This is a genomic window from Aeromonas sp. Y318-3 (assembly GCF_027706185.1).
Lineage (GTDB): Bacteria > Pseudomonadota > Gammaproteobacteria > Enterobacterales > Aeromonadaceae > Aeromonas > Aeromonas veronii.
Map to the genome: position 1 here is coordinate 64,096 of NZ_JAPDCN010000019.1, position 23,168 is coordinate 87,263.

Below are 23,168 nucleotides of genomic sequence, written 5' to 3' on the forward strand. Positions count from 1 at the left end.
GGAAGGCAACTCGCAGGTTCGCCTTCCTCGGGGGGCTGGAGTGAAGGCTTGATTAACTTGTTAGGATAATCACTTTAAAGTTTAAAGCATTATCGGGGCGGCTGGTAGCTCTTGGGGTTCTTGTTTTTCGTTGAAGTTGTTAGGATAAGCGCGGGAACAACAGGAGACCTCAATAATGCCCCCATCAATGCACCTCTTCGCGGCTGGATTTGTCCTCTATCAGTGGTTTTTGATTGGCGCCGGTGTGTGCCTAGCCCGCTCGAACCAGTTAATGGAAAAGTACCAGGGTAAGCATCCATCCAAGCCGCACCAGTTTTGGCTGGTCATCAAGGAGGTCATGCTGTGGCCTCGGCTTATTCTCATCAAGTAAGCCCGCCATCACTCAGGAAGATCTGAAACATGATTCACTACCACGGCGGGCCTATCACCCCGGACACATGCGCCATTAAGGCATGGAAGGGGCGCCACGCCTTCATTAGCTATGCAAACCCTAAGCAGCTCACCCTTGCATCCGAGATCACTCAGTCATTTGCCCTGGACAATGGAGCTTTCACTTTTTGGCGTACCGGAACGCCAATTGACTGGAGCGGGTACTACGACTTCGTAAGGCGATGGATGAATCACCCTCGCTTTGATTTCGCCATCATTCCTGACGTTATTGATGGCGGAGAGTCGGGTAATGATGCCTTGCTGGAGGCGTGGCCTCTTGGCTCTGTTGGTGTACCCGTATGGCACATGAATGAATCTGATGAACGGTTTATTCGGCTATGTCGGAATTATGATCGGGTTGCCATTGGCAGCTGTGGCGAATATGACGTAAAGCACCCCAAAAAGTGCGTAGCCAAGCTAAAAGACGTTATTCGCCATGTCGTAACCGAAGATGGATTCCCCATTGCCAAGCTGCATATGCTTCGCGGCCTGAACAAGTCAGTTTTTCAGCACTTGCCGTTTGCCAGCGCAGACAGCACGAACGTAGCTCGAAACATCGGATTGGACAGCGCCTGGAAAGGCACATACCAGCCGCAAAGCAAGGAAACGAGGGCTTCGATACTCGTTGAGCGAGTTGAATCTTGCGTATCAGCATCCCGCTTGGTCTATGACCGCGAATCGGACAAGATTGATATTCAGCTGGCGCTCGAAATCTAACTGCGAGATTTGATTGGCTATCAATTAACCATTACCATCACTGAACCTCAATTATTCATAAACATTATGAATTACAAACCTCACAAACGGTTATCCGGCACTCAGCGCATAGCGCTTTTCGCCCTGCATTGCATCGAGAGTAAGGGGTGGTTCGAGCCAATCCCGAGCGGCCGCCTCCGAAATGTAGTCAATCGCTGGAGAGCGGATAACAACAAAGACCCCGTTGCGTACTCCAACTTCCATGTCAGCTGCATGGGGCTGGTGGATAAAGGGCTGCTCGCTCGCAGCGAACTGGCCATCGGCATCCAGATTGCCTACCAGCTCACCGAGACCGGCCGGAGCAAGGCGGCCGAAGTTGCCGAGAGCATGACCACCAGCTAAGAGAAGGCCCGGCGATTGCCGGGCCTTTTGCTATTCAAAGCTGTGCAGAATATCTGACACCTCTGGCGGCGATACCGCATCAATCACGGCCCCCAAACAGGGGTTGTTGAACATCGACACCAGGATGGTGGATTGCACCGCCTCAGTGAAAGACTTATCCAGAGCTGCCCACATCGACTGAGCCTCGCCCACCAGCGAGTTGATCCCCGCCGTTGCTTGCCCAATGCTGGCCATAGTGGCGCCGACCGCCGCCATCGCCTCATCGAGGGCGGCTTTCAGTGGCCCTGGTAAGCTGGATGAGTTGAGGTCTAGCGCCTCATCGATCACATCCTTGAGTTGTGCCAGCGGGCCGCCAAGCTGCCCCATCAGCGCATTCAGGGCGTCTGTTTGCCCCTCGCTGGTCAGCACCGAGAAAGCAGCCCCCAGGGCGCCACATCCCTCAGGCACATCCCCCATCTTCTGTGCGACACCGGCGGCCGCATTCATCATGGCCATGTTGCCCGTCACGTTCTCCATGCGCTGACTGATAGCCGAGCTCAGCCCCTCACTGGAGCTGATAGTGCCGCCCATCATCCCCTTGTATTCGTCCAGCTTGGCTACGGCCGCCTTGATCTCGCTCGGGATGATAACGGGCAGGCCACCAGCCGGGGGGATCCCCTCGTCTGGTAGTTTCATCAGCTGCTCAATCTGCCCCTGCAGATCGGTAGCCTTGGAGATGGCAGCGGCGGCCTTGTTACCGGCAGAACTGGAGAAGCCGCTCGAGGACTGCAGGGCGCGATAGACCGCTTGGGCCTTTGGTGATTCAAGCAAGATAGAACCCTCTTGTATGGGGCAGCCGGGGGAGTGATTGGGGTCGGCGTACCTTAGAGCGCGAACAGGCGCATTACCGCATCGAGCGTAATGGCTGGTGGAGGCGCGTTTTCCAGCTTTAGCAGCAAGATCAGCAGGTCTCTTATCACGAAGTTGTAGACGAACACCCCGCCAAGACCCCAGAGCGCTATCTCCTTGGCCTTTTGCGGGATAACTGGTGTACTTGCCGCACCGGCGGCGTTTGAAATGGCTGACAGCGATTCAGGGCGCTCCAGCACCTTATCTGTCAGCGCTACCCACTTCACCAGATCGTCCCCATCGAGCGCCTTTGCTCCGGCCAACTCCATGGCTGCCATCATCTCTGCCCGTTTGTTGCCCCCTGGTTGGGCGCTATTCCCCTCTTTTGACTCCATGCTTACCCCGCAATGTTGAATGACTCATCTCCGGTGACGATTGTTGAGCCGCACGACACCGAACTACCGATCAGGCAAGCGGGCTTTCCGTTGATGAAGAAAGACCCTTCCCCGATCCCCACCCCGCTATGGGGTGAGCTTTTGGGCTTGGTGTGAAAGTCCCACACCATGCCGTCTGCATGGGCAGGGACACCATTGATCAGGAAACTGGCGTCACCCTCTACCGCTTTGCGCGGCGGGTAGCCGTCATGGCCTGAGCAAATAGAGTCCTCTGTTGCGATACCTGCCATGTCTTACCCCTTCCTCCAGTTGAAGGACGAGCCGCCCATCTCCACGCCGCCCTTACCTATCAGGGCGAGCTTGCCCTTGGCCTTGAGGCTTATGTCTCCATCGCTCTCCAGATCTGCATTGCCCTTGACGATGATCGTCAGCTTGCCGTCCCCCTCCACCAGCGCATCCCCCTTGCTGGAGAGGAATGTCTCAGCCTCGCCGTGCAGCACGAACTGGCCGTCTTTGTTGACTTCCACGGCCGAACCAGACGCCTTGTGTGTGAGCCGGAATCCACCTTTCCTCATCGCCTCGAACAGTGTCCCGTAGAGGGAGAAAACAGGGTTCTCATAGTAGCCAGGCTCCTCGGTGGCGGGCTGCTTGTCGGTTCGCTTGTGCTGGTATGACTCAGAGCCACCGAATGCCTCATGCGGCATGTTGAGCACGCCCTCTGGGGCATATAGGCACCCTCCGGTAATGACCGGCGCTCGGGAGTCACCCGCCTCAAACACGACCCAGACCAGATCGCCCACCTCGAGCGGGATCGCCGCCCCGTTGTTTTTGCGCGTCCCCAGGGCGAGCTCCGGCTCTGCCCATGGCAACGCCTCGGCGGGCCAGTCATCCCACAGGAAGAGGAGGCGCACTTGCACCTTGTAGTGCCCCTCAGGGTGATCCACGTTCTCAACTTTGGCGCGATACCGGCCGTATAGTTTGTCGCTCACTTTCTTGGTACCCCCAGAGACGCGATACAGCTGTAGGCATGGCCTACGGTTCGGTGAGTCACACTGATAAATGTCTGGCTGGCCGGTACCGACTCATCAAGAACAGACTCAGTGGACTGGCGATTCAGGCGCACACCAACCGTCATTCCGGCGGCGTAGCGGGCATTGCCGAACAGGGTGGCATCGAGGCAGGGATCGAGGCGCCAGACCCCCTCATTGAGCGATCGCGGGGTAGCAGCGGGCAGCATGACGCGGGGTGACCCGGCATTTTGGCCACCAGCTATCACGCCCCCGACCGTATCCCAGGTGGCATAGTGCCGCTTTGCTGCTCGGTCACCGGCGGCGGAGATGTAGATCGGCTTGTATGACTGGATCGGGAACTTGGATTGGTACCCGTCATACTCGAGCGTGATCGGCTCTTCCTTGTCAGCTCGGTTCAGCAGCTCAGAGAAGGGGATACAGTACACCACGCCCCGGGCGACCCAGATTGCGTGACCGGTATCGGCAGATAGGCGGCGCAGCATGGCCGACACAGTGGCACCCACTTGAACGTGGTAGCTCACTCGGTCGGTGCTGGTGGCCCCCTCGATGGTGTAGCCAGGGAAAACGGCCTGCAGCAAGGCCTTGATTGTCACCCCCACAAACACCCGGGGCGCGGGCTCTGGCTGCTTGACGGCGAACACCCCAGACTCCATTGCCTCAACGACCAGGTGATCACCGCTCGGGGCGGCAGAGACGACCGTAAAGGAGCTGGCAAAGTAGTCGTCACCGCCGCTGTAGGTGTGACCAAAGCGGGCATCGATCACCGCTCCCTCCACCAGCCCGTAATCGTCAGCCAGGGTGCTATCGGTATCGGACAGGTTCAGGATCAGCTGGGGGCCATCCATGGAGCAGAACTCACTGTAGGCGCCGTCCGAGATGTTGTTGATCGGGATCTCTTGGCCGTTGGTAGTGAGGCGCTGGAAGAATTGATATATCTGGCGGGCCATGGCTTATCCCTCCATGCCAAACATTGGTCTTGGCTCCAGAAGCCGGTACCGGCGTAGCTGGGCGTCAAGGCCTGCCGCCTCATACACCTCTGCAATCACTTCAATGGAAGTAGACAGGCACACAAGGCGCGCATCCTCGAGCGGCTGGGGCTGCCATTCTGGGGTTTTGGTCACCACATCAGCCGATGCGTCAATAGAGCCGTCCAGCAGCACGGTTTCATAGGCGAAGCCGGTTACATGGTGGCGCAGCATGGCGGAGAAGTAGCGGCGCATCCAGTCAGCGGTATGGCGATCCCAGCCCACCACGAACACCTGATATGTCAGAACCTCATGGAGTAGGTTAACGCGCACGGCCAGCCGGCCATCCTTGCCCTGCATTGGGCCAAGGTCTCTGATTGGCTTGTATATCGACCCATCGTGTACCGAACTACTCAAGTCCCGAGTGAAGAACACCACCGGCAGGGCCGCAGTGTTGCCGTCAGCAGCGGGATCTCCCTTGGCCAGCAGGTCTTTCATAAACTTGGTCGGGTCGCCATGGCTGCAGTAGAGCACCCGGGAGGCGGGCGGGCGGGCCAAGAACTGGCGAAGAGCCCCATGCCGCTGGTCATTACCAGGGCGCATCCCGATCACCAGCGCAGAGATCAGGTTACCGAACCCCACATCGACCGCCAGACAGTCATCAACGCTATGGGAGCCATTGCGGGTGGATACCACCTCCTCCCAACTGATCAGCGCATCTTCACTCATCGTTGTTTTCTCCCATAGCCACCTTGGCGGCCTCTAGTTTGGCTTGAGTCAGGTCACCGCAGGGTACGCAGGTATGCAAGGCTCCAACGGCAGCAGAGCCCACTGCACGCACGTTTTGCACATACCAGAACACCGATCGCACATCGCCGGTGGCGGTTTCCTCCTTCCACTCAAGGATTGAACCCTCAGGGGCCAGCACACAGGACAGGAGCACGGTCAGAATGCCGCTATCGCCCATCCCCATGGCATCGCCATCCCACATCGACATAAAGCCGTCATCATCGAGCGGGGCCACCAGCGCGGCCACCAGCTCTGGCTCTTGCTCATAGCTGATCGTGGCCTGCTGCATATCCCCCATGCCGAACATGGCGCCGGTCATGGCCGCTTGTGTCTCTTCACGGTTCGGCCGGTAGAGCAGGGCATCAAAGTTGTCTTGGCTCTGCCGGATCAGGCGCTCCCAGTCGCGGCGTACCAGGTCATTGAATGGCTGGTGGCCTTGGGAACGGGCCCGCTTCAATGCGGGCTTCTCGGTCTCTGTTGTCACTTAATCAACTCCTGCAGGGTGGAGGGGGTGATCCCTTTCTGTTTGGCAAACGCCTCCATGGCCTTGTTGGCGTCCATACCGGCGACCTTGAACGCATCGGTGAAGGCCTGCAGCTGCATCTTGAGGTTATCCCTCATCATCTGCTGGGCCTGCCTACGCAGCGCCTCATTCGCCTTTTGCTCCTCGCGCAGCTTGGCCTTGGTGTCCTGGTGCTTCTTGCGGGTTTTGAGGAGCTGGTCGCGCATCTTCTCGAGCTTTTCATCACCTCGAGAGACCCGCTTTGCCACATTGGCGGCATTCTTCCGGTACTTGTCCCACGCCGCTCGAGCCGCGTCCGTATCAATGCTCTTGGACTTGTTGCGAGCGAGCGCCTTGGCATCGGGGCCGGTGTAGACCGTTGTGCGCTTCACATCCCCGTAGCCGGTTCGGCGCGCCTGAGCGGCCATCTCGTAACTGAGGCGCTTGTACCAGGTCGGGCTCTGCATCATTCGCGCTGCCAGCAGCACATGCTTACAGGCCAAGCCGGAGAGGTTCGGGTTGGTGATCTTTGGGTATGAGAACTCTTTGGGCGGGGAGAGGCAGTAATTCCCCAGGGTGGCCATATAGCGGTACCGATACTGGTGATCGCCACAGCTGCAGTTGATGGACAGGCGGCCCGCGCAGGCCTGCTTGGTGGCCTTCTGGTAGCCGGAATCCAGCCCATTTGCATCGGCCATCAGCTGATCCCACTCCTCCAGTCGCACCTCTACGCGGTGGTGCTGGTGGACTGACACATGGGAGGCCTTGACCTTGATCGTCAGCACGTTGGCTTTCACTGCAAGCAGCTGGGCGGAGTTTACCTCTCGGCCATCCCCAGAGCGGTTACTGGCGCGGTCTATCCTGGTATCTGCAGAACGGGCCACCAGCTCGAGGTAAGTGATCCCCTGTTGGCCGCCGCGGCGCTTGCGGTACTGCTTGCGCAGCTTGTCGAACCGTTTGAGGTCATCGACTGTAAACTCGGTGCCGTCCGGTTTCTTGCCAAGGCGTACCAGGTCTTGAACCGACTTTCGGGACAGCTGCCCTGGGCGGAGTGTTCGCTTGCCGTCTTGGCGGCGCTTGTTGTTGAGGCGCGTTATCTCCTTGAACACCTGGATAAAGGCTTTCTCTGACAGGCCAGCCGTCTGAAAGCGACCGGCCTCATCCTGAATAAAGCTCGCCTTCTTTGGCATCAGATCCCCCCGTCATCAAGGAAGTGCCGGATCTTCTCTCTCACCCATGCGCTCGAGGGGAGGCGAATGGAGGTACCAACCGGCAGGGGATCTGCTTCATCATCGACACCGACCACCAGCTTAACTACCCATCGGAGCTCGGCGGTACCGTATGCCCGGTGGGCCAGCAGGTCGGCGCGGTATTCTTCATCCGGGCGGATCTCGTAGGTGATCACATCCGTCTCGGCATGGTCACGCACCATGGCCAGAACGGCGGCATAGAGGTACGACCGCAGAATGTCATCGGTGATCAGCATGTCCGATAGGCGGGATAGGCGGGCCATTACAGGGTCTCCCCGGGCACTGCCGCAGCGGGGAATTTGCTTTGCTGCAGCCGGTCATACCCGACCGTGGCCGCCAAGAACCCGTTACCGGCCTTGGGCTTGCTCGATCCCGCATCCATGGCAGCGAACATGCGGCGCAGGTAATCCGCCTGCATTGGCCCCTGACACATCGCACCGTAGATCAGCAGCATCATTACCCGCGTGCCGTCCTTGATGTTGGCCCAATCCACCTCGTACACCGTCTTACCCATGTCATTGAGCTTGATGTTGATCACTGAGTCAGAGATCCGGTATGCGGAGTTGTCGCCGCCGGGGTACTGAATGCCGTTCACAGAGGTTAGGGCGCGGTACCGCTCGAGGGCGATAGAGACCAGGGGGCGGCTATCTGCCGGGGCTATCGAGTCCAGGCGCAACTGGTAGCCGCAGTCACGCAGCAGGCCGGTAGGATCTTCGGTGTAAATGGTTACGTCCCGTCCCGCCTTGGCAAGCCTGGTGCGCAGCTTGGCAATCGACTCTCGCAGCTTTGGGATGGACGCGGGGAGCTGGGTCAGCTCGATGATATGGAGGGCATTCTGAGTGAGTGAACCCATCAGCATGACGGGCTGCTTTGTGGCCAAGCTGATCGCCACAACGTTAATGGTGTTGGTATCGGCCATAAAATTCCCAAAAAAAATGGCGACCATTGCTGGCCGCCTAATAGAAACCTGAGAAGAAGCATCACTGCCATCACAGGAAACAGCGGCGCTGCACCCCAAACGGCCTGAGGAACCGAAAAGGATGCACCCCGTTGTTACCTTCCTCAGTTTGTTGCGGGCCCGATGCACTGCAGTGGGAACGGGAGAAACATCAGGAGATAGGCCCGCAACCGGAAAGACTCTGAGTAGAACCTTTGCGGTTGCCCCCTCGTTAGAGGGGACGGCATTCAAAGAGCGGAGCTTTGCCTTAACCGTGTGTCGCTGGTGGCTAACACGTAGACGATTCTACGAGAGCCGATCAGCCGACACAATAACCGGAACAGGGCCATTTGTTAGGAAGATACCCCCGCACGTTCCCAGACGGCCTGCACCAGCGCCTCCTCGGTACCGAACAGGCGGCGCCATGCACCAGGGCCACCAAGAGAGCCCTTAGCATGGCGGGGGATCATGTCTGGGTACTGCTGGAGCACTTCGGGCGGTACCGGTGTGTCATGGTGGCCAGCGCACAGGGGCAGAACATACTTGTGGCACTCCGGCGCCGTGCGCCCCTTCGTGTGGTGCAAAGAGATAACGGGGTTGTATCGCCCCATCATTTCGCAGCAGATGCACGGCAACTGGCCGATTGCGTCCATCACCCGGCGCTCATCGGCGGTCGGGGTTCGCCCTGGCATACCCTTGGCCCGCTTCTTGGGGCTGCTGGTGGCCTTCTTGGGCTTCTTCGGGGCGCACTGTCGGCGCTGCTGGGCCTCGGCCTGCTTCACCTTCTGGCGCTCTTGGTACTCTGGGGAGGCCACCAGCTCACGGCGGCGCTGGATAGCCCTATCGGCCGCTGCTTTCTGCTTCTCGCGCTGCTTTGCCTGATAGGTCGGGTCAGCCAGCTTGGCCCGCTGACGCTCTCTGGCGCGCTCCTGTCGAGCTTTGACTTTATCAAATGGGTTTGCGTCTGTTGTTCGCATCGCTTACCATGTCCCTGCTTCTTGATTTGGCGTTACAGCCGATCAATTCAATGGCCCCTCCTCGGAGGGGCTTTTTGATGCCTGTTATTCGGCGGTTTCTACCTCTTTTTTCGGCTCCTCTGCCTCCACCTCGGCCGGTTCGGCCGGTTCGGCCTCTTCTTCCTCGCCCTTCTTCGGCTCATCAACGGCATTCACGGCCGGTACCTCTTCTGCACCAGCAGGGAAGGGGGCCATGGGGGAGTTGGCTGGCTGAACCGGCGCCTGCATGGAAGCCACCAGCTGGGCCATCTCATTCATGGAGGCATTAGCCATATGCTGCTGGGCTACGTCCTGCAGGTGGCCAATCAGAGAGAAGGCTTGGCCTTGGTCGGCCGCCTGACCGATCATCTGGCGAGCCATGATCACGCTCAGGGAGTCGCTACCGATAGAGATGGTGTTGAGCGCCTGCATGACGGCGCCAACTTGCTGTTGGAGCACATGCGGATCGCCTTCGCTCACATTGAGAACCTGCCCCAGCAGGACAACCAGAGAATCAACAGAGCCGATATGCAACGGATTGGCGCCGGTCTCCTTGCACTCCACCACGCGAGAGTTAACGCAGTGCTTGAAGTAGTTGTTGGCCATGTTGATGCGCAGGATCTCTTCGGCGGTCAGTTGCGGGGCCGCCTGCTCCTGCACCTGCTCTTGGCCTTCGACTTTCTGCTCGGTGATATTGCTCTGCTCTTGGGTGTTGTTCACGCTATTACCTTTTTGTTGCGGCCTGAGGCCTTGGGTTAGTGGGTTGTGGGTTTTGCCGGTTCGGCGGGATCTTTCATCTCGGAGATGAACTTGGATTCAACATCAAGCAGGCTGCCATGCTCGGTTTCAGTGGCATCCATGGCACTGGCGATCATCAGCAGCAGCTCTTGAGGCGTCACGTTGCGGGCCAGCAGCTCGCTGAACGTAGAGGACATGGCATCCATACCGGCGGCCATAATCTTGGCTGTCTCAGGTAGGCGCTCGCCATCCGGGCGGGCAGCAAGGCACTGGTCGATAAACTGCTTTGCCTCGGCGCTGCAGTCCATGCTGTCCATCGTCACCTCAATTAATTCGGTCATGCGTTAACACCTGTTTTCACAATTACGCGGCCTGTTGGGCTGCTTTCTACTACCGCTGCATGGCGAGAGCCACGCATCCACCATTGCAGCTGACACTGGCGCTGGCGCTTAACTTTCGTGTAGCCCTCTTTCACCAGGTAGGCCTTGGCCAGCGCCATAGAGTCGAGCACTACCTTGTCGATGACGGCGATCATTCGCCCCCCTGCATGAAACGGGTCTCGCCGTTGTCGGCATCAAGGAAGCCATGGCACATGTAGCCAGCAGAGGCACGATAGGGCTTGCAGGGGCGCTTGGCCCGAGCTGCAGCGTGCTGGTGGCCGCAAGAGAAGGCGAAGGGGTGCTGTGAGTAGTCGGCGTAGTAGAGATCCCGCCCGTTCTCGAACTCCCGCACCCCAGCAGCAAAGGCGCTCAGGAAGTCGGAGCGAGCCTCCAGGCGAACAGTGGCGCAATCGCCCACGGCCGCCGGTTGAACGTCCATCACCCGAACAAAGCCCATCCTCTCCAGCTTGGAGAGGGCGGAGCAGGGGGAGACGCCGGTATAGGCATCCTGATCGGGATCGTAGGCCACGCTCAGGAACGGGGATTCGCCAAACTCCATCATGGAGACGATCACACTCAGCATTCCGCTGGATACGCTCACAGACCGCCCTCCAGTTGCATCGGCTCAGCACAGAGCTGGCGAACCAGCGCCTCAAAGCAGCTGCCCTTGGCCAGCGCGCCATCGTGCAGGGCGATCACCTGCATCGGCTCGCCACCAGCTGCGAACTTGGCAGACCTGAATGCGGGATCGTCCTGAGAGGCAGCCAAAATGACCATGCAGGGGTTGCTGTTGCCAGAACCCTGATACTGGACGGTGCCACGGTAGATGTGAGCATCGCCATTCTCGCTGGCAACGCGCCTCATATCCGGGTTGCTGATAACGGCCTGAGGGATGGTTTTCATCAGCTCAGCCTTGTCGGTGGCCACCAGCACGCACACCTTGATAGCTGACCCGCTCAACTTGGCGCGGATCATTGATGGAACCAGTGACGCGGGGAACCGGCGCGGGGAGTTATCCACGGCGGCGGTACCCAGGCTGAACGGGTGGGAATTTGCTTCTTGATTTTGCACGTTGCATACCTTCTTTCATGCCAGCGATGAACCTATCGACAAGCTCAAAGTGCGGTTCTAGCTGGGCGTGAGCCCTCATGAATACCGCCTCAGTTGCGCTTGCCACAAAGGCTATCGCCGTACCATCGGAGCGCATCGGAAAGGCGATAGCCGCCTCCTGCACCTCGGCGCCATCCACCAGCCACGCCGCAATAACAACGGGGTGGCCAGCGGCATTGCGGGCCGCCGTGAGCTGGATTAATCGGCCTTTCACCATCTGACTGCGCTGTATCATCATAATATACCAAACGGGCGATCTGTTAGGATAATGGATTCACAAGACATAACGCGCACCATTAACCCCGAGACACATCACCGGCTGCCACCAGGGGAGGGGAGTCATAGCACCCGACCGGCCAGAAACCACCGGATCGTGGTCACGGCGCTGGCAGATGGCTGGCAGACACCGCGCTCCCATTTACTGTAAGTATCCCGATCCACTCCCAGCCTCATGGCCATTACGCCAACCGGAATATCCAGCGCCTCTCGGGCCGCTCGGATGTTGGTGGGGGTTATGTCTCGGGTACTCAACTCTACCGTCCTGCAGGCCTGCAGGCGCTCGACTATCTCTGCCGTAGTCACAGCCACTCTGCACCCTTCATGCTGTATACAGCTTGAGGCGAACCGGCCGCCGGTTCGATCTCCACCCATTGACCAGGGAACAGCTCGCCCTTGTCCACATCCTTCTGCAGGCGCTCGAGTGCGGCTTGGGCATTTGCCTTTGCCTCGCCGGTCAGATCAACCAGGTCACCCTCACGAAAAGCAAAGCAGGTAAAGGTATCTGTGCGCTGCAGCCGGGTACCGCTTCCAGCAGTGGCAACAATGCTCAGCACGTTACCGCCGATCGGTCGGCCATCAGCGCCCCACCTACTCCGCATAAAGCGGCTCTCTATGGCTAGCTTCATGTCACCTCCTGTATACGCCGCCAAGGCGTATCGACTCGCACATAATACGCCGTGGAGGCGCACTTTCAAGAAATTTATCAGAAATATGTTTCTGGTTCTATTTGGCGTAACGCGCTATAAATACGCTTATCCACAACTTCTGTGGGCGGCCCTGTTAGCAACTCGGTATAGTATTCCGGCCGCCTTTTCACCCTGGAGCGTTAACCATGATCTTCTCAAGCATCCCCCTCGAGCAGGCCTGCACCCTTCCTCCAGTTGAGCTGGTGGACGCCGTTATCAATGGCGTGCCGGTAAACCCTGCCAACCCACCAGCCCGCGACCTGTCGAACGAGCGCCGAACCCAGCAGGAACTAATGCTCTGGTGGCGTCAGCCCTACCTGACATGGAACCCCAGAGCTGGGGAGTGGGAGATCCGCTGCCTGGATGGCGGCGCACACGACCGGCCGACCTTCAACGGCTCCCATCCCGAACTGGCGAAGGCCATCGAGGCGGCCAGCGCGCCAACCCGAAACTATGCCCTGCATGAGCGATACATCATCGCCACCTCAATGGCCGCCCTGAACATCATGGAGTGACCGGCGTTTGCAGCTGGGGCGCCAGTCGCATAACATGAAATATATTTCGCCATTTCGATATTGAAGGTAGTAGGAATGACAAAGACCACCACCAAGCCAGCCCCCATGCCAGCCATGATGACCAAGGAGGAGATCAAAGCCCTGCTCAAGAAGAAGGGCTGGACGCAGCGCGCCCTGGCTGACCGCTGGGAGCTGACAGAGCGCCGGATCGGCCAGATGATTTCTGACCCTAACCGCCCTGGTTACTATGATGACGCGCTGCGCGGCCTGCCCTATGCTAACGGCGCAGAGTAGAAATATATTTCCACTTTCCGCTTGATAACCGGAAATATGTTTCTTATATTATCTCTCATCAGGGGGCGCCGCCCCTTCCTTTGGAGAGATTCGCCATGACTAACCAGACCCAAACCACCAGCCAGCTCCCGACCACTTGGGCCGCCATCTGCGCCCTGAAAAGCGATCTGTTTGCCGAAGCCAAGCAGGATGCGGCCAACAACTGGGACTTGCGGGTTATTCGCAGCCGCGGCGCCGTGCTGGTGGCCGAAGATGCGGAAGGTAAAACCCTGCTGGCCACCGGCGAAAGCTGGGATATGCCAAAGACCCTGAAAGGCTTCAAGGCCGCGCTGGAGACTATCAAGGGCCGGTTCCCGACTGCCGCCCGGGTGCTGATCTGCATCGGCTGCGATAGCGCCGAATCCGTCAGAGCAATGAACGATGGCGACTACACCCCTTGGGCGGGTGAGGCAACAGGGCTGGTCTATGAGTATCCCCAGCAGGAACAGGAGCCGCAGGCGGCCAGCGCGAGCAAGGCGGCCAATGGAGAGCTGGTGAAGCTGCTCGATGACCTGTCCAGCAGCCGTAACGCCTTGAATGAGAGGCTTGCACAGTGGGAACGGCTCACTCGCTCCGCCCTGGTCGGTGAGCAGTGGATCATCTGCACCCCGGACGCTCTGGCCGCCTACAAGCTGGTGACCGTAAAGGCGCTTGGCAATGGAATGTCTGAGTTTTCGAGCGAGTTTTGCAGCCTCCAGAACGCGCCGCTCTACTCACAGAAGCGGGGTAAAGAGGTGCTGGCCCGCCAGCAGGAGCTCAGAGCGGATCAAGAGCTGGTGCTGATGCACATACGGGAAGCAATCACCAAGCGCCTGGCGAGCATAGATAGTGTCGAGGCCGCGGTAAGGGCAGGCATGGCGGCATAGCCATTACATCGCCCCGGCCACCAGCCGGGGCAGAACATAAACACCAACAGCAAGAGACCATCCGTGAGCGAACCACTCCCGACCGGGATCTCCTTTCAGGCCTCAAAGGGCCAATGGACGGCCCAGCACAAAGGCCAGAAGATAACCTATAGCACGGCCCGATACGGCGACACGGCCAAGGAGCTGGCCCATAGAGCGCTTGAGCGCATGACGGCGGGCACCTTTGACCCAGTGACAGACGACCTCCTATTCAAGCACTCATGGCGCATGGAGGACGCCGGCAAGCAGCTGGGGATGACGATAGGCCAGCTCAGGCAATGGATATTGACCGGCACAGTCAACGGGACGGAGATCCGGCCACCCCAGAGGGATGTAAAGGGGGTGGACAGGATCACCGGCTACGAGCTGATGATGGCGCAAGAACGGCTTGCTGGTGGCCCAGCAGCAACAGAACAAGGAAAAGCATGATGGCAATGACCGCACAAGATCTGGCGCAATCACTCGACTGCAGCCTAGACCAGGTAGAGGCCGCAATTGAGAGGCTAAAGGCGGGCGGGCTGATAGTAGAGGTACCAGAGAAAAAGGCTCAGCCCATCCACCCTACCCATGCCATCCGGTTCCGCGATAACTGGGATGGGGAGGGGGATATTGTTCACCTCTTCGCATTCAAGGTGGGCGATGTATGGCACGAATGGGAGAGCGGGGAGCCCTTGATTGAGTTTGAGGGCGATGAAGTCTTGGCAGCATGGGAACTCAGTTGAGGGGGCGCGATGGCCATCAACTTTCAGTACCGGTGCGGCATCCTTGAGGCGGCCGACACCACCAGCGACACAGAATGGTGCTGGTTCAAGGGTGACACCGAGATAACCAAGAGCCGGGGCGGCGAACCGGCCGGAACAGTAAGCGTCCCCCTTGGGGCGCCGGTGGCCGAAGTGAAGGCCATCATTCGCAGAGATGCAAAGCAATAGAGGAAAGAGGTAGTGAAAATCCATCCGTGCCCATTTTGCGGCCAACAAGAAGAACTAGAGATCATCCCCATCCAGCGCCAAGATTTGGCTCTCAATAAACATGGAAAGGTTCGCGTTTGCGCCTATGTCAGGAACGCGGTGGAGTGCGGCGAGTGCGGCGCTCGAGGCCCAATATCTCACGGCGGCCCAGGTGGCGACAACAAGCTGACGCCGGAGTTTGAACAGGAGGCAAGAAACGCCGCCGTGCTGTTTTGGAATGCCAGGGCAGCCACCAGCAACAAGGCGTTTGAGCTGGTGGCCGCCATCATAGATTCATCACTGGCCGCCCTCCCGGGAGAGCGCAGCTGACACCATCAAGGGGGCATCAAGCCCCCTTTTCTATTGCCCCCTATTTAACATATTAAAGCCGTTACGCAATGATGCGGCGCGGCGCCGTAGATGGGCCGCCAATGCTATTCTTATGGAACAGCCCCGTTTCGGGTGGTAGAGTAGGCGTGAATCAAATATGAGCAATCTACGGGACGCTATGCCGCAACTCATCCTAGACGCCGCCAAAGTCACAGAGACATTCCGTGACCTTGAAGTGACAGCAACCAACGGGGCTATCTATCACGCCTTGGTGGGGCACGGTCACGTTCAGGAGATTGCTGGTGAGCTGGGGCTGCCCCTGACGCCGGGATACCGCCTGATCTGCGTGACAACCCGACTCGACAAAGAGAAGTTCGAGATCGCCCTGGTAAATGACAACCTCAAGCAGGTTGTCTACTACAACCAGGTGATCATCGTTCACTACAAAGACCTCAAGTGCCGACCGGCCACCCAGCAGCGCGTATGGCGCTCCACCGACTTCCAACACAAGGCGGTGCTGCGTGACCTGCCAGCCGCGGTGTTCTTCGGCTACATCTTGAAGCGCTATGATGTGATCCTGAGCGATAACCTCCAGACAGGCGAAGGTATGCACTTCTGGAAGGCTCGCATGTCAGAGGCGCTGTATCGCGGCCTCTACGTCTATCACTATGAAGTGCTCAAGGCGGAGCTGCACCAGATCCTTTCTCAGGACGCGCTGAACTCCCTATCAGATACGATATGGGGGAATACCGGCGGGCACGAATGGCAGCTGGCCATCATATCCTGCAAGCCGTTGCCATACCCCGTAGAGATCACGATATAAACAGAAAGGGCGCCGAACTGGCGCCCTTCTTACATCTACCCTAGACCACCCCAACTATCCGGCAATACCGGATAGTTGGAGGCGAGCGCTTTTTAGTCAAATCCGGTGAATTAAGCAAACTCACCGTGAATTACCCTTAACTCACTTGACCTACACCCGCCCAGCTCGGCGCTTGGCCATCGCCCCTTCATGGGCAAATATGTCTCTGCAGTAGCGCATCACCATCACCTCACTCGACCACCGGCCCGCCTTCATGATCTGCAGGGCGTTGTAGCCGTCAGCCGCCAGATCTTGGGCGGCCCCTACCCGCGCGGAGTGACCCGACCACGGCCGCACCCCGAGCTTATCCAGCCCCAGCGCCTTATGTGCCCTGGCAAACACCCGCTCGATCGTCTTGGTTGTGAGAGGAGCGCCCCGCTTCAAGGCCTTGCCGAACCGGCTAACACTCCCCAGCAGCGCCGCATCGCTGTAGGCATCCAGCTCCCGACCGGCCAGCTCCAGGTACTCAACAATGAGCATCATGCACTGGCGGGACAGGGCCACTTTTTCCGGTTCGCCGCTGTGATTCGTCTTGGTGATAGGGATCGTCAGGATCGCCCCGCCATCCGGCTGCATGGCGATGTGCTTGAGCTTGACCCGCGCCAGTTCGGCCTCTCGGAGCATGGTCTCATAGGCCAGCGTCAGCAGAGCCAGATCCCGGCGAGCAGTCAGGCTTGGGCTTTTCCGCCACATGGTCAGCAGCTCATCGAGATGGGTTTCGCGCATGGCGCTTGCCTGGCTAACCCCCTCCTCCTCTTCCTCCACCTTCCGCCGGCTGATCGCGGCGGCCGAGTCGGTCACCTGAGAGTCAGCAGCCGGATTTGGGCAACCGGCCGCCCGATGCACGCGCCCGATCGCCCAGAGGTCAACCTTTAAGCTATTACGGTGAACGGTCACCCCTCTATGTGAGAGATAACGATTAACGGTTTCCGGTTCTGCGGGTAGTGGAATCAGTGAATTGCTATCACACCACTTAACGAAAAGTGACCAGCTACTCTCTAACTGACGCCATGTATTTTTCGAGAAGCGGCCGCTGGTGGATTTGAACCGCTCGAGGAACCGGCGCATGGCCTCCTGCACTTCGGGGGAATCTTCCAGGCGAATGCCACGAAGGCGCGCTTGGGCGATCAGTTCGGCCAGTTGGTCTGGCCCAACTCGGTCGAGCTGGAGAGGAATGCTTGAAACCGGCAATGAGCCGGAATGGATAGATGGGAGTTGCATATTGTTCGCTTCTTGACGTTGGGGTTACCCGAGGGATTATACATCAATGTCGTATAACTGTAATTATCAGACATTGATTTGTGTTCAAATGAACCAAACCACTTGTTCGGATACGCTTAACAAAATTACAAGGGATTTCGATCACTTTATTCAGTTACGGTCAAGGTTGGCGACAGATCACCATTTTGCAGACTCAAAAAGATTGCCGGATCTTTTTGCGAGCGGTTATCATCCTGTCTCCGGGATCTTGGAGACAATAATGAACAAGGCACTGCCATATAACATAGAGTCGATAATAGGAAGCGCGCTCTCTAACTCACCTAATGATATTTGGATGGCATATTTAGCCACTCTTCCGGTTGAGACCAGCGACAAGGAGTTGCAAGAAATTCAGGCACGATTCATGCCAGCGGTTCAGGCTTATATTGAGGAGAATGAGATCTGGTGATGACCCTACGAAATCTGGTTCTGGCCACTATTGGTGGATTGCTGGTGGGGCAATCCTTTTGCATGGCTGGCGTGCCACATATTGCCTCTGTTGTTTTTTTGCTTGGTTGCAGCATTTTATTCTTCGCCAGTGGCGCTGGACTCTTTTGTGTGGGGGCATCGGCCGCCATTATCCCTCCGGCCAGCTACGCGCTCCTGGTGATCATCCCCAACCTGCCAACCGGTGTCGCCTCATTGATGGCCTTCTTTGCTCATTTGATCTGGTGCGACCAGCTACTAAAGCGCTCTGATCTATAGGTATTGTCGCAAATCGTAACAATAATTATCCTAACACCTAGCCCGAACAGTTGACCTGATTCGGGCTTTTTGCTTATCTATACACTGATAAAAAGTGTCGTTTGACGCACACAGGAGCAGCACCAACTATGAGTAAAAATGGAATCGCAGAGTACCAGAAATTTCTGGAATTTCGCCAAACCCTTATCGATCTTATTCATCGTCATTCTATAAGCCATGAAATTAAAAATAATAAAGTCGTAAGACCTGTTGGGTTTATTAGAAATGAAAGCGAACTGCGCGACTTCACTCTATTAATAGACACATGGAATAATATGGTTAATGAGTTGGTATCTATCGACCCCGTTAGATTTCCTGAGAACTCTCACATATTCAATCCACCGCCCCGCATTATATATAACGTAGATGTTGTGAAGGTTTATATTGATGCGGCCACCAGCTCCCGATTGATTGAGAAAAGAATTATCGTTGACCGGATGAAGCGGCATATTAAAGCCTTGGAAAAAGACGCTGAGCGGGCCTCTACTTTTGCCAGTACCCACGTTCTTAATGAGCTACGAGAGGAGCTTGCAGCCATGGAGGCTGACGGCGAGACGCACTACCGATGCCGCAATAGCAATGGCACAGAGACCATATGCCTTTTCACTATGACAGATGGCGAGACGGTCAGGGAGCGCTGCCCATTCTCCGGCTTCCTTATCGACAACCGCAGCGGACGAGTGCAAATCAAAAAGAAACGGGAACAGGCCGAAAGAAAGGACAAGCTGGATTTTCTTTCGTGCGAACCAGTTAAATGCTCGCTTCCGAGCGTGGCGGGCATTCTATACAGGGAAAGCGAACTTCTGGCTCAAAAGAAACGCTATCGAGAGCAGAAGTCAGGTGTTGTCGTCACTGATTAATAACCACAATGGGATAATAAACATGGAAAACAACATCATGCGTACATATTAAATATCCTCCGCGACCAATTCCTTGGCCCACGCGGATACAGATTCATGTTCAGCCCTCATATCATCCGTAATCACCATTGCGGCCGGAATATAATCTGTCAAAAAATGGAAGCAGTAGGTATCCCATCTATCCGGTGACGGAAGGCCGAGATCTTTGCGCATTTTATCCTTTGGCATCATGCACCATTGTCCCTGCTCGTTCAGGCGACAAGGTATTCGGGATGCCTGGTCTAGCGTTTTCTCATTTGTATCCAGTTTCAAACGACCAGACTTAACAGCGTCACGCGCCATAATATTTGCCAGCGCGCGCTTGTTCAGGAATCGAGTCTTGTCATCATCGGAGAAGCAGGGCTGGCCCCAACGGATTCTGTGTACGGCGACACCGGCCTCCTCGAGGATCGTTGCCGTATCAGCACCCACGCCGTCACCATCCACCGCAACGGTGATGTTGGGGTACTGCTCCCTGGGGTATTCGGCCGCAATCAGGCGACCGAAGTTGACCGGATCAATGGTACCTGGCCACTCTTTCACGCTATGCGGCACCACTCGCCGCTCGAACCGGTCGCCAGATACCCGCGCCAGATTGGCCACAGAGCTATCGCGGCCGTTACCAACGTCCACTGTGAGCACCCAGCCCCACGACTCATCCAGCCGCGGCTTGGCCCGCCCTGAGCGCTCGCATTCATCGCGGGTCAGCAGGTACCCAGCGAGCGACTTGGGGAACTCCCCGCGCACCTTGATCATGTACTCCGGCGCATCCCGGGAGCCGCCATACTCCCGCAACTTCATGCGGATAAAGCCGACTTTGACGATAGGGGACTCTTCGGAGTTGAGTTTTATCGCCGTCCATCCGTCCTTATCGTCCGGCCCACGCTTCACTAGCTTGTGATGAGTGTCATAGAAGAAGCCGCCGTTACGGGTCGGCTGGGACAACAGGAGCATCCGGTTGTCCTCTTCCGTCAAGGCGCCGGTCATTACACCGAATGCCTTGTCGCTGACGCCGGAGGCCTCATCCACGATGTAGAGGAGGTGTTTGGCGTGCGAACCGGCCAGCGATTCCTCGTTACCGATACGGCAACCCTTGGGAGCCACAAACCAGACGCCCTTGCCGGTGATCTCGTAGAACGTGGTATCGGTCAGTACGAAATACTGCTCTACCCAAGGGTGACGGCGGCAGAGCTCCTTCCAGTTGAGGCGCAAATACTTCCAGACCACCTGCTGCACCTGGGAGATCTTGTTGGCCACGATGTTCACCATGGCGTTCGGGAAGAACAGCATGTAGCAAATCACCATGATGGAGGTCATGTCTGATTTGCCGGTACCGTGGCCTGACGACACCGACACCTTAGAACCCGGCTCCTCGATGGCCTCCAAGATGATCTGCTGCTGCCATGTCGGCTCCTTGCCGAACAGGTCAACGGACGCCCTTATCCAGTCGTACCGGTACTTGGCCACCAGCTCGGGGTAGCGCGGGTCTTTCGTGATAGAGCGCAGGCGAGCCATTATCCATGCTCCCCTGGTACGTCATCCTCGCCGGTAAGCGGCTCTACCCCATCCACATCGCTCCAATCGGGAGGGGGGAGGTCGGCATACTCGTCCTCGTCCAGCTGATCGCTTACCTGAGCGGCCAGCTCCGCCTCGATGGCGGCTTGCACCTCCTCTCGGCGGTTCTTGAGCCATGGCCCCTTCTGGTCGGCCATCTTCTCCTGGTACTTGCGGGCCAGCACATCCAGCTCGTCATCAGTGATGCCCTGACCCTCTTCAACCTTGGCTTCCATCAGCGACACTTCACGCAGCAGCTCGGCTTCCAGGGCGCGGGGTAGGCGTATGCCATGACGCTCTATCAGATAGGCAGTCTCCAAGGCCGTGAGCTGCTTCTCCTCTCGCAGATCCAGCGCCTCATCAACGATGGCAATCTGGCGCTCGGCGCTAATGGGGTGGGCGCGGTGCTGATCCAGCCTCAGGCGGGCGGCTGACACCTTGCGGCGACCGATGAAGTTGATCAGCTCGGTCATTCGGTCAGAGGGGGAGATCAGAGCTTGTGCGATTGCCACCGAACGGGGCATTGGGGTCTCAGTGCCGGGGTAGGGCCATGACTTGCCAGCGTCATAGTCCTCTTCTATCTGGGCCAGTATGTTTTTCTGGGCCCGCTCCATCTGCAGGTACCGGCCACATGACAGCATCAGATCGCCGTCATCCATAGCCAGCATCTCGGCCGCCATCCGTATGTCGTCATCCATCCCCAGATAGGTGACATAGCCGCCGGTGTGATCCTGGGCGTGCCTCGTCAGCATCAGAATGTCGTCATCAGGCCGACTGTTTTGGCTTTTTTGATCTGCGGCAGCCAACTGATCGCGTGCGTGCTGGCCCCTCTGCTTATTGGAGCCGTAAGGCTTTGATATTATTGTCTTTTTTGTTTTTGCCTTTGGGGTGCCGCTCAATGCGATCACTTTGCCGGAAGTGATCGCACGATCACTTTTGCGATCACTTTTGCCCTGATCACCCTTGGATCGATCACTTTTCTGATCGCCCTTCCCTTTCTGCTCTCCCTCCTTGGCCTTCCCCTGGTCAGCAACACCCGCCATGGCTCGGCGGGCGGTGTTCGGGTTGATGCCCATCTCTTTGGCGTAGTCGGTAATAGACAGGTGCGAATAGCTCTCACGATAGCGAGCTTTGTGAAGTTCCCAGTTTTCGCGTGCCATAGTCATTAATTACCGTTACGTCAAACCTGTTAGGATATTAACCCAAACAGGGCGCCCCAATCTAACCCGAGCGAGCAGCCCTCATTTCAGGCGCCCATTTACTGACCGGCTGGCGCCATAAAGCGCCCCAACATCACAAATAAGAACCTCTCAGCGCCTTTTTGGTATTGCTTGGCGCTGATTTGGCCCTAAAATAGCCCTGCTGTAACGCGCTATATTTATTCATCAAGGAGCACAACGTAATGACCAAGCAACCTGCCGAGAAGCCAAACATCCAACTGGTAGCCGTAGATGACGGTTCCGGTAACATCAACGTCGCCTACACTGACGCCGAAGGCTTCATGGTTGAGTATTCCCAGCCATCCCTTGTAGAGGCCGATGTAGCCGCATCCATGGCAGACGAGCTCAACGGGAGCGTCTGGACTACCAGTGACCACAACTACACCGTGCGCCGCACCACCCAGTCCCCTATCAGCACCCTTGCCCCCGACTACCAGATTTCTGACGCCTCCCGAGTGCTAGTTGTCGATACCTTAGTAAAAGCCAAGCTGGGCGGCCAACTGCTTGCCATTGGTTGCACCCTACCGGTGAACCAATATTACAAGGGCAAAACCGGTGGCGACCGCCTCAATGAAGAACGCATCAAAGCCAAGCAAGCCTCTTTGAAGAAAGCGGTCACCAGCACGTTTGGCGCAGCCAAGCCGCCGCGCATTCTCTCTGTGTCCGTATACCCTGAGGCTCTGACCGCTTACTACTACTGCGCCTATGGGGCGCGGCCGGGTGAAGATGTTGGTAAATACCCTGATGTGCATACGACCCTTGTTGTTGACCTGGGCGAGTTCACCTGTGACCTCGCCATCATCACTACCGGCAACGAGATCCAAGACATTGCCACTTATGAGCATGGCGTACACCGCATGGTTGAGCGCTTCCACGCCCTGCTTATGCGCGACAGTATTGAGCTTGGGCTGCCAGACCTCTCCAACGCCAGTTCCCCCACCCTCAAGACGCTGATCGAGCGCGGCTATATCGGTAGTAACGCCACGACTCCTGATGCAATTGCCAAGCGCATTGATGTAACCAGGCAAATCAACGAGGCGGCAGACTCCCTGAACGAGCTGATCCTCGATGGCATTCACAAGATTCTTCGTGTCCATGAGGCCGTGCTTACCCGGGTCGTTTTCGTGGGCGGGGGAGCTCACTTGCTGCGCGAGCACGCCAAGGCATGGCCATATGTTGTGGACATT

35 protein-coding genes are annotated in these 23,168 nt (G+C 57.5%); 14 read left to right on the plus strand and 21 right to left on the minus strand.

Annotated elements, in window-relative coordinates; translation table 11 throughout:
* Positions 1-399: 399 nt before the first annotated feature.
* Positions 400-1,146, plus strand: a complete 747-nt coding sequence (locus tag OKB77_RS20545) for a hypothetical protein (RefSeq protein ID WP_270818384.1) — start codon at positions 400-402, stop codon at positions 1,144-1,146.
* 66 nt (positions 1,147-1,212) lie between these two features.
* On the plus strand, positions 1,213-1,527 hold the full coding sequence (locus tag OKB77_RS20550; protein WP_270818385.1) for a hypothetical protein: 315 nt from the start codon (positions 1,213-1,215) through the stop codon (positions 1,525-1,527).
* 30 nt (positions 1,528-1,557) lie between these two features.
* Here OKB77_RS20550 and OKB77_RS20555 read toward each other — a convergent pair whose 3' ends face one another.
* From OKB77_RS20555 to OKB77_RS20640, 18 genes are all read right to left on the minus strand, one after another.
* A complete protein-coding gene (locus OKB77_RS20555) occupies positions 1,558-2,337 on the minus strand; it encodes a DUF7217 family protein (protein ID WP_270818386.1) in 780 nt (259 codons plus the stop codon).
* Between the two features lie 53 nt (positions 2,338-2,390).
* Positions 2,391-2,750, minus strand: a complete 360-nt coding sequence (locus tag OKB77_RS20560) for a hypothetical protein (RefSeq protein WP_270818387.1) — start codon at positions 2,748-2,750, stop codon at positions 2,391-2,393.
* Positions 2,751-2,752: 2 nt separating this feature from the next.
* On the minus strand, positions 2,753-3,040 hold the full coding sequence (locus OKB77_RS20565) for a PAAR domain-containing protein (RefSeq protein WP_270818389.1): 288 nt from the start codon (positions 3,038-3,040) through the stop codon (positions 2,753-2,755).
* A gap of 3 nt (positions 3,041-3,043) precedes the next feature.
* On the minus strand, positions 3,044-3,739 hold the full coding sequence (locus OKB77_RS20570; protein ID WP_270818390.1) for a phage baseplate assembly protein V: 696 nt from the start codon (positions 3,737-3,739) through the stop codon (positions 3,044-3,046).
* Positions 3,736-4,728 (minus strand): hypothetical protein, encoded by a 993-nt coding sequence (locus tag OKB77_RS20575; protein WP_270818391.1) that lies wholly within the window; start codon positions 4,726-4,728, stop codon positions 3,736-3,738. The genes OKB77_RS20570 and OKB77_RS20575 overlap by 4 nt, the downstream gene beginning before the upstream one ends.
* A gap of 3 nt (positions 4,729-4,731) precedes the next feature.
* Positions 4,732-5,475 carry a hypothetical protein gene (locus OKB77_RS20580; protein ID WP_270818392.1) on the minus strand — a complete coding sequence of 248 codons (744 nt, stop codon included), beginning with the start codon at positions 5,473-5,475 and terminating at the stop codon, positions 4,732-4,734.
* Positions 5,468-6,019 (minus strand): hypothetical protein, encoded by a 552-nt coding sequence (locus OKB77_RS20585; protein ID WP_270818393.1) that lies wholly within the window; start codon positions 6,017-6,019, stop codon positions 5,468-5,470. The genes OKB77_RS20580 and OKB77_RS20585 overlap by 8 nt, the downstream gene beginning before the upstream one ends.
* Positions 6,016-7,227, minus strand: a complete 1,212-nt coding sequence (locus OKB77_RS20590; RefSeq protein ID WP_270818394.1) for a hypothetical protein — start codon at positions 7,225-7,227, stop codon at positions 6,016-6,018. Before OKB77_RS20590 ends, OKB77_RS20585 begins: the two co-directional genes overlap by 4 nt.
* Positions 7,227-7,550, minus strand: coding sequence for a baseplate protein (locus OKB77_RS20595; protein WP_139495176.1), 324 nt, complete (start codon positions 7,548-7,550; stop codon positions 7,227-7,229). Before OKB77_RS20595 ends, OKB77_RS20590 begins: the two co-directional genes overlap by 1 nt.
* Positions 7,550-8,146, minus strand: coding sequence for a hypothetical protein (locus OKB77_RS20600; RefSeq protein WP_270818395.1), 597 nt, complete (start codon positions 8,144-8,146; stop codon positions 7,550-7,552). The genes OKB77_RS20595 and OKB77_RS20600 overlap by 1 nt, the downstream gene beginning before the upstream one ends.
* 431 nt (positions 8,147-8,577) lie before the next feature.
* Positions 8,578-9,201: a Ref family recombination enhancement nuclease gene (locus OKB77_RS20605; RefSeq protein WP_270818396.1), complete on the minus strand. Its 624-nt coding sequence runs from the start codon at positions 9,199-9,201 to the stop codon at positions 8,578-8,580.
* Positions 9,202-9,285: 84 nt separating this feature from the next.
* Entirely contained in the window at positions 9,286-9,939 is a 654-nt protein-coding gene (locus OKB77_RS20610; RefSeq protein ID WP_270818397.1) for a hypothetical protein, read from the minus strand.
* A 35-nt stretch (positions 9,940-9,974) separates the two neighbouring features.
* Complete coding sequence (locus tag OKB77_RS20615) at positions 9,975-10,298, minus strand: hypothetical protein (protein WP_270818398.1); 324 nt, start codon at positions 10,296-10,298, stop codon at positions 9,975-9,977.
* A complete protein-coding gene (locus OKB77_RS20620) occupies positions 10,295-10,492 on the minus strand; it encodes a hypothetical protein (protein WP_270818399.1) in 198 nt (65 codons plus the stop codon). The genes OKB77_RS20615 and OKB77_RS20620 overlap by 4 nt, the downstream gene beginning before the upstream one ends.
* On the minus strand, positions 10,489-10,938 hold the full coding sequence (locus OKB77_RS20625) for a hypothetical protein (protein WP_270818400.1): 450 nt from the start codon (positions 10,936-10,938) through the stop codon (positions 10,489-10,491). The genes OKB77_RS20620 and OKB77_RS20625 overlap by 4 nt, the downstream gene beginning before the upstream one ends.
* Positions 10,935-11,408 carry a hypothetical protein gene (locus OKB77_RS20630; RefSeq protein ID WP_270818401.1) on the minus strand — a complete coding sequence of 158 codons (474 nt, stop codon included), beginning with the start codon at positions 11,406-11,408 and terminating at the stop codon, positions 10,935-10,937. The genes OKB77_RS20625 and OKB77_RS20630 overlap by 4 nt, the downstream gene beginning before the upstream one ends.
* A gap of 378 nt (positions 11,409-11,786) precedes the next feature.
* Positions 11,787-11,978, minus strand: coding sequence for a helix-turn-helix domain-containing protein (locus tag OKB77_RS20635; protein ID WP_204524146.1), 192 nt, complete (start codon positions 11,976-11,978; stop codon positions 11,787-11,789).
* A 47-nt stretch (positions 11,979-12,025) separates the two neighbouring features.
* Complete coding sequence (locus tag OKB77_RS20640) at positions 12,026-12,352, minus strand: hypothetical protein (protein ID WP_270818402.1); 327 nt, start codon at positions 12,350-12,352, stop codon at positions 12,026-12,028.
* 206 nt (positions 12,353-12,558) lie between these two features.
* On the opposite strand from OKB77_RS20640, the gene OKB77_RS20645 reads away from it, so the two are divergent.
* The 8 genes from OKB77_RS20645 (at position 12,559) to OKB77_RS20680 (ending at position 16,265) form a co-directional block, all read left to right on the plus strand.
* A complete protein-coding gene (locus tag OKB77_RS20645; RefSeq protein ID WP_270818403.1) occupies positions 12,559-12,927 on the plus strand; it encodes a hypothetical protein in 369 nt (122 codons plus the stop codon).
* Positions 12,928-13,002: 75 nt separating this feature from the next.
* On the plus strand, positions 13,003-13,221 hold the full coding sequence (locus tag OKB77_RS20650; RefSeq protein ID WP_270818404.1) for a helix-turn-helix domain-containing protein: 219 nt from the start codon (positions 13,003-13,005) through the stop codon (positions 13,219-13,221).
* 95 nt (positions 13,222-13,316) lie between these two features.
* Positions 13,317-14,126 carry a hypothetical protein gene (locus OKB77_RS20655; RefSeq protein WP_270818405.1) on the plus strand — a complete coding sequence of 270 codons (810 nt, stop codon included), beginning with the start codon at positions 13,317-13,319 and terminating at the stop codon, positions 14,124-14,126.
* Positions 14,127-14,189: 63 nt separating this feature from the next.
* Positions 14,190-14,594, plus strand: coding sequence for a hypothetical protein (locus OKB77_RS20660; protein ID WP_270818406.1), 405 nt, complete (start codon positions 14,190-14,192; stop codon positions 14,592-14,594).
* A complete protein-coding gene (locus tag OKB77_RS20665) occupies positions 14,591-14,887 on the plus strand; it encodes a hypothetical protein (protein ID WP_270818407.1) in 297 nt (98 codons plus the stop codon). Before OKB77_RS20660 ends, OKB77_RS20665 begins: the two co-directional genes overlap by 4 nt.
* A 9-nt stretch (positions 14,888-14,896) precedes the next feature.
* Complete coding sequence (locus tag OKB77_RS20670) at positions 14,897-15,094, plus strand: hypothetical protein (RefSeq protein WP_270818408.1); 198 nt, start codon at positions 14,897-14,899, stop codon at positions 15,092-15,094.
* A gap of 12 nt (positions 15,095-15,106) precedes the next feature.
* Positions 15,107-15,442 (plus strand): Lar family restriction alleviation protein, encoded by a 336-nt coding sequence (locus OKB77_RS20675; protein ID WP_270818409.1) that lies wholly within the window; start codon positions 15,107-15,109, stop codon positions 15,440-15,442.
* Positions 15,443-15,620: 178 nt separating this feature from the next.
* Positions 15,621-16,265: a hypothetical protein gene (locus tag OKB77_RS20680; RefSeq protein WP_270818410.1), complete on the plus strand. Its 645-nt coding sequence runs from the start codon at positions 15,621-15,623 to the stop codon at positions 16,263-16,265.
* Positions 16,266-16,415: 150 nt separating this feature from the next.
* Here OKB77_RS20680 and OKB77_RS20685 read toward each other — a convergent pair whose 3' ends face one another.
* Positions 16,416-17,030: a tyrosine-type recombinase/integrase gene (locus OKB77_RS20685; RefSeq protein ID WP_270818411.1), complete on the minus strand. Its 615-nt coding sequence runs from the start codon at positions 17,028-17,030 to the stop codon at positions 16,416-16,418.
* A gap of 754 nt (positions 17,031-17,784) precedes the next feature.
* Here OKB77_RS20685 and OKB77_RS20690 point away from each other — a divergent pair.
* The 3 genes from OKB77_RS20690 to OKB77_RS20700 all read left to right on the plus strand — a co-directional run bounded on the left by OKB77_RS20690 (position 17,785) and on the right by OKB77_RS20700 (position 19,168).
* Positions 17,785-17,973, plus strand: a complete 189-nt coding sequence (locus tag OKB77_RS20690; RefSeq protein WP_270818412.1) for a hypothetical protein — start codon at positions 17,785-17,787, stop codon at positions 17,971-17,973.
* Positions 17,973-18,269 (plus strand): hypothetical protein, encoded by a 297-nt coding sequence (locus OKB77_RS20695; protein ID WP_270818413.1) that lies wholly within the window; start codon positions 17,973-17,975, stop codon positions 18,267-18,269. The genes OKB77_RS20690 and OKB77_RS20695 overlap by 1 nt, the downstream gene beginning before the upstream one ends.
* Positions 18,270-18,397: 128 nt before the next feature.
* Positions 18,398-19,168: a hypothetical protein gene (locus tag OKB77_RS20700; RefSeq protein WP_270818414.1), complete on the plus strand. Its 771-nt coding sequence runs from the start codon at positions 18,398-18,400 to the stop codon at positions 19,166-19,168.
* A 48-nt stretch (positions 19,169-19,216) separates the two neighbouring features.
* Here OKB77_RS20700 and OKB77_RS20705 read toward each other — a convergent pair whose 3' ends face one another.
* Together OKB77_RS20705 and OKB77_RS20710 are read right to left on the minus strand one after the other, a co-directional pair.
* The gene (locus OKB77_RS20705) at positions 19,217-20,722 is read right to left on the minus strand and encodes a terminase (RefSeq protein ID WP_270818415.1); all 1,506 of its coding nucleotides are present in this window, start codon (positions 20,720-20,722) and stop codon (positions 19,217-19,219) included.
* Positions 20,722-21,513: a hypothetical protein gene (locus OKB77_RS20710; RefSeq protein WP_270818416.1), complete on the minus strand. Its 792-nt coding sequence runs from the start codon at positions 21,511-21,513 to the stop codon at positions 20,722-20,724. Before OKB77_RS20710 ends, OKB77_RS20705 begins: the two co-directional genes overlap by 1 nt.
* A 650-nt stretch (positions 21,514-22,163) precedes the next feature.
* Between OKB77_RS20710 and parM the strand changes: the two genes are divergently transcribed.
* Positions 22,164-23,168 (plus strand): ParM/StbA family protein (parM, locus tag OKB77_RS20715; RefSeq protein WP_270818418.1); only part of this gene is annotated, 1,005 nt, incomplete at its 3' end.

Excerpts from the sequence above, each read along its gene's own strand:
- OKB77_RS20705 (WP_270818415.1), bottom strand. The coding sequence starts at position 20,722 with ATGGCTCGCCTGCGCTCTATCACGAAAGACCCGCGCTACCCCGAGCTG.
- OKB77_RS20680 (WP_270818410.1), top strand. The coding sequence starts at position 15,621 with ATGCCGCAACTCATCCTAGACGCCGCCAAAGTCACAGAGACATTCCGT.
- OKB77_RS20600 (WP_270818395.1), bottom strand. The coding sequence starts at position 8,146 with ATGCTGATGGGTTCACTCACTCAGAATGCCCTCCATATCATCGAGCTG.
- OKB77_RS20560 (WP_270818387.1), bottom strand. The coding sequence starts at position 2,750 with ATGGAGTCAAAAGAGGGGAATAGCGCCCAACCAGGGGGCAACAAACGG.
- OKB77_RS20700 (WP_270818414.1), top strand. The coding sequence starts at position 18,398 with ATGAGTAAAAATGGAATCGCAGAGTACCAGAAATTTCTGGAATTTCGC.
- OKB77_RS20595 (WP_139495176.1), bottom strand. The coding sequence starts at position 7,550 with ATGGCCCGCCTATCCCGCCTATCGGACATGCTGATCACCGATGACATT.
- OKB77_RS20690 (WP_270818412.1), top strand. The coding sequence starts at position 17,785 with ATGAACAAGGCACTGCCATATAACATAGAGTCGATAATAGGAAGCGCG.
- OKB77_RS20640 (WP_270818402.1), bottom strand. The coding sequence starts at position 12,352 with ATGAAGCTAGCCATAGAGAGCCGCTTTATGCGGAGTAGGTGGGGCGCT.
- OKB77_RS20565 (WP_270818389.1), bottom strand. The coding sequence starts at position 3,040 with ATGGCAGGTATCGCAACAGAGGACTCTATTTGCTCAGGCCATGACGGC.
- OKB77_RS20545 (WP_270818384.1), top strand. The coding sequence starts at position 400 with ATGATTCACTACCACGGCGGGCCTATCACCCCGGACACATGCGCCATT.
- OKB77_RS20685 (WP_270818411.1), bottom strand. The coding sequence starts at position 17,030 with ATGCGCGAAACCCATCTCGATGAGCTGCTGACCATGTGGCGGAAAAGC.
- OKB77_RS20645 (WP_270818403.1), top strand. The coding sequence starts at position 12,559 with ATGATCTTCTCAAGCATCCCCCTCGAGCAGGCCTGCACCCTTCCTCCA.
- OKB77_RS20620 (WP_270818399.1), bottom strand. The coding sequence starts at position 10,492 with ATGATCGCCGTCATCGACAAGGTAGTGCTCGACTCTATGGCGCTGGCC.
- OKB77_RS20575 (WP_270818391.1), bottom strand. The coding sequence starts at position 4,728 with ATGGCCCGCCAGATATATCAATTCTTCCAGCGCCTCACTACCAACGGC.
- OKB77_RS20695 (WP_270818413.1), top strand. The coding sequence starts at position 17,973 with ATGACCCTACGAAATCTGGTTCTGGCCACTATTGGTGGATTGCTGGTG.
- OKB77_RS20665 (WP_270818407.1), top strand. The coding sequence starts at position 14,591 with ATGATGGCAATGACCGCACAAGATCTGGCGCAATCACTCGACTGCAGC.
- OKB77_RS20650 (WP_270818404.1), top strand. The coding sequence starts at position 13,003 with ATGACAAAGACCACCACCAAGCCAGCCCCCATGCCAGCCATGATGACC.
- OKB77_RS20710 (WP_270818416.1), bottom strand. The coding sequence starts at position 21,513 with ATGCTGACGAGGCACGCCCAGGATCACACCGGCGGCTATGTCACCTAT.
- OKB77_RS20590 (WP_270818394.1), bottom strand. The coding sequence starts at position 7,227 with ATGCCAAAGAAGGCGAGCTTTATTCAGGATGAGGCCGGTCGCTTTCAG.
- OKB77_RS20580 (WP_270818392.1), bottom strand. The coding sequence starts at position 5,475 with ATGAGTGAAGATGCGCTGATCAGTTGGGAGGAGGTGGTATCCACCCGC.
- OKB77_RS20615 (WP_270818398.1), bottom strand. The coding sequence starts at position 10,298 with ATGACCGAATTAATTGAGGTGACGATGGACAGCATGGACTGCAGCGCC.
- OKB77_RS20670 (WP_270818408.1), top strand. The coding sequence starts at position 14,897 with ATGGCCATCAACTTTCAGTACCGGTGCGGCATCCTTGAGGCGGCCGAC.
- OKB77_RS20605 (WP_270818396.1), bottom strand. The coding sequence starts at position 9,201 with ATGCGAACAACAGACGCAAACCCATTTGATAAAGTCAAAGCTCGACAG.
- OKB77_RS20655 (WP_270818405.1), top strand. The coding sequence starts at position 13,317 with ATGACTAACCAGACCCAAACCACCAGCCAGCTCCCGACCACTTGGGCC.
- OKB77_RS20550 (WP_270818385.1), top strand. The coding sequence starts at position 1,213 with ATGAATTACAAACCTCACAAACGGTTATCCGGCACTCAGCGCATAGCG.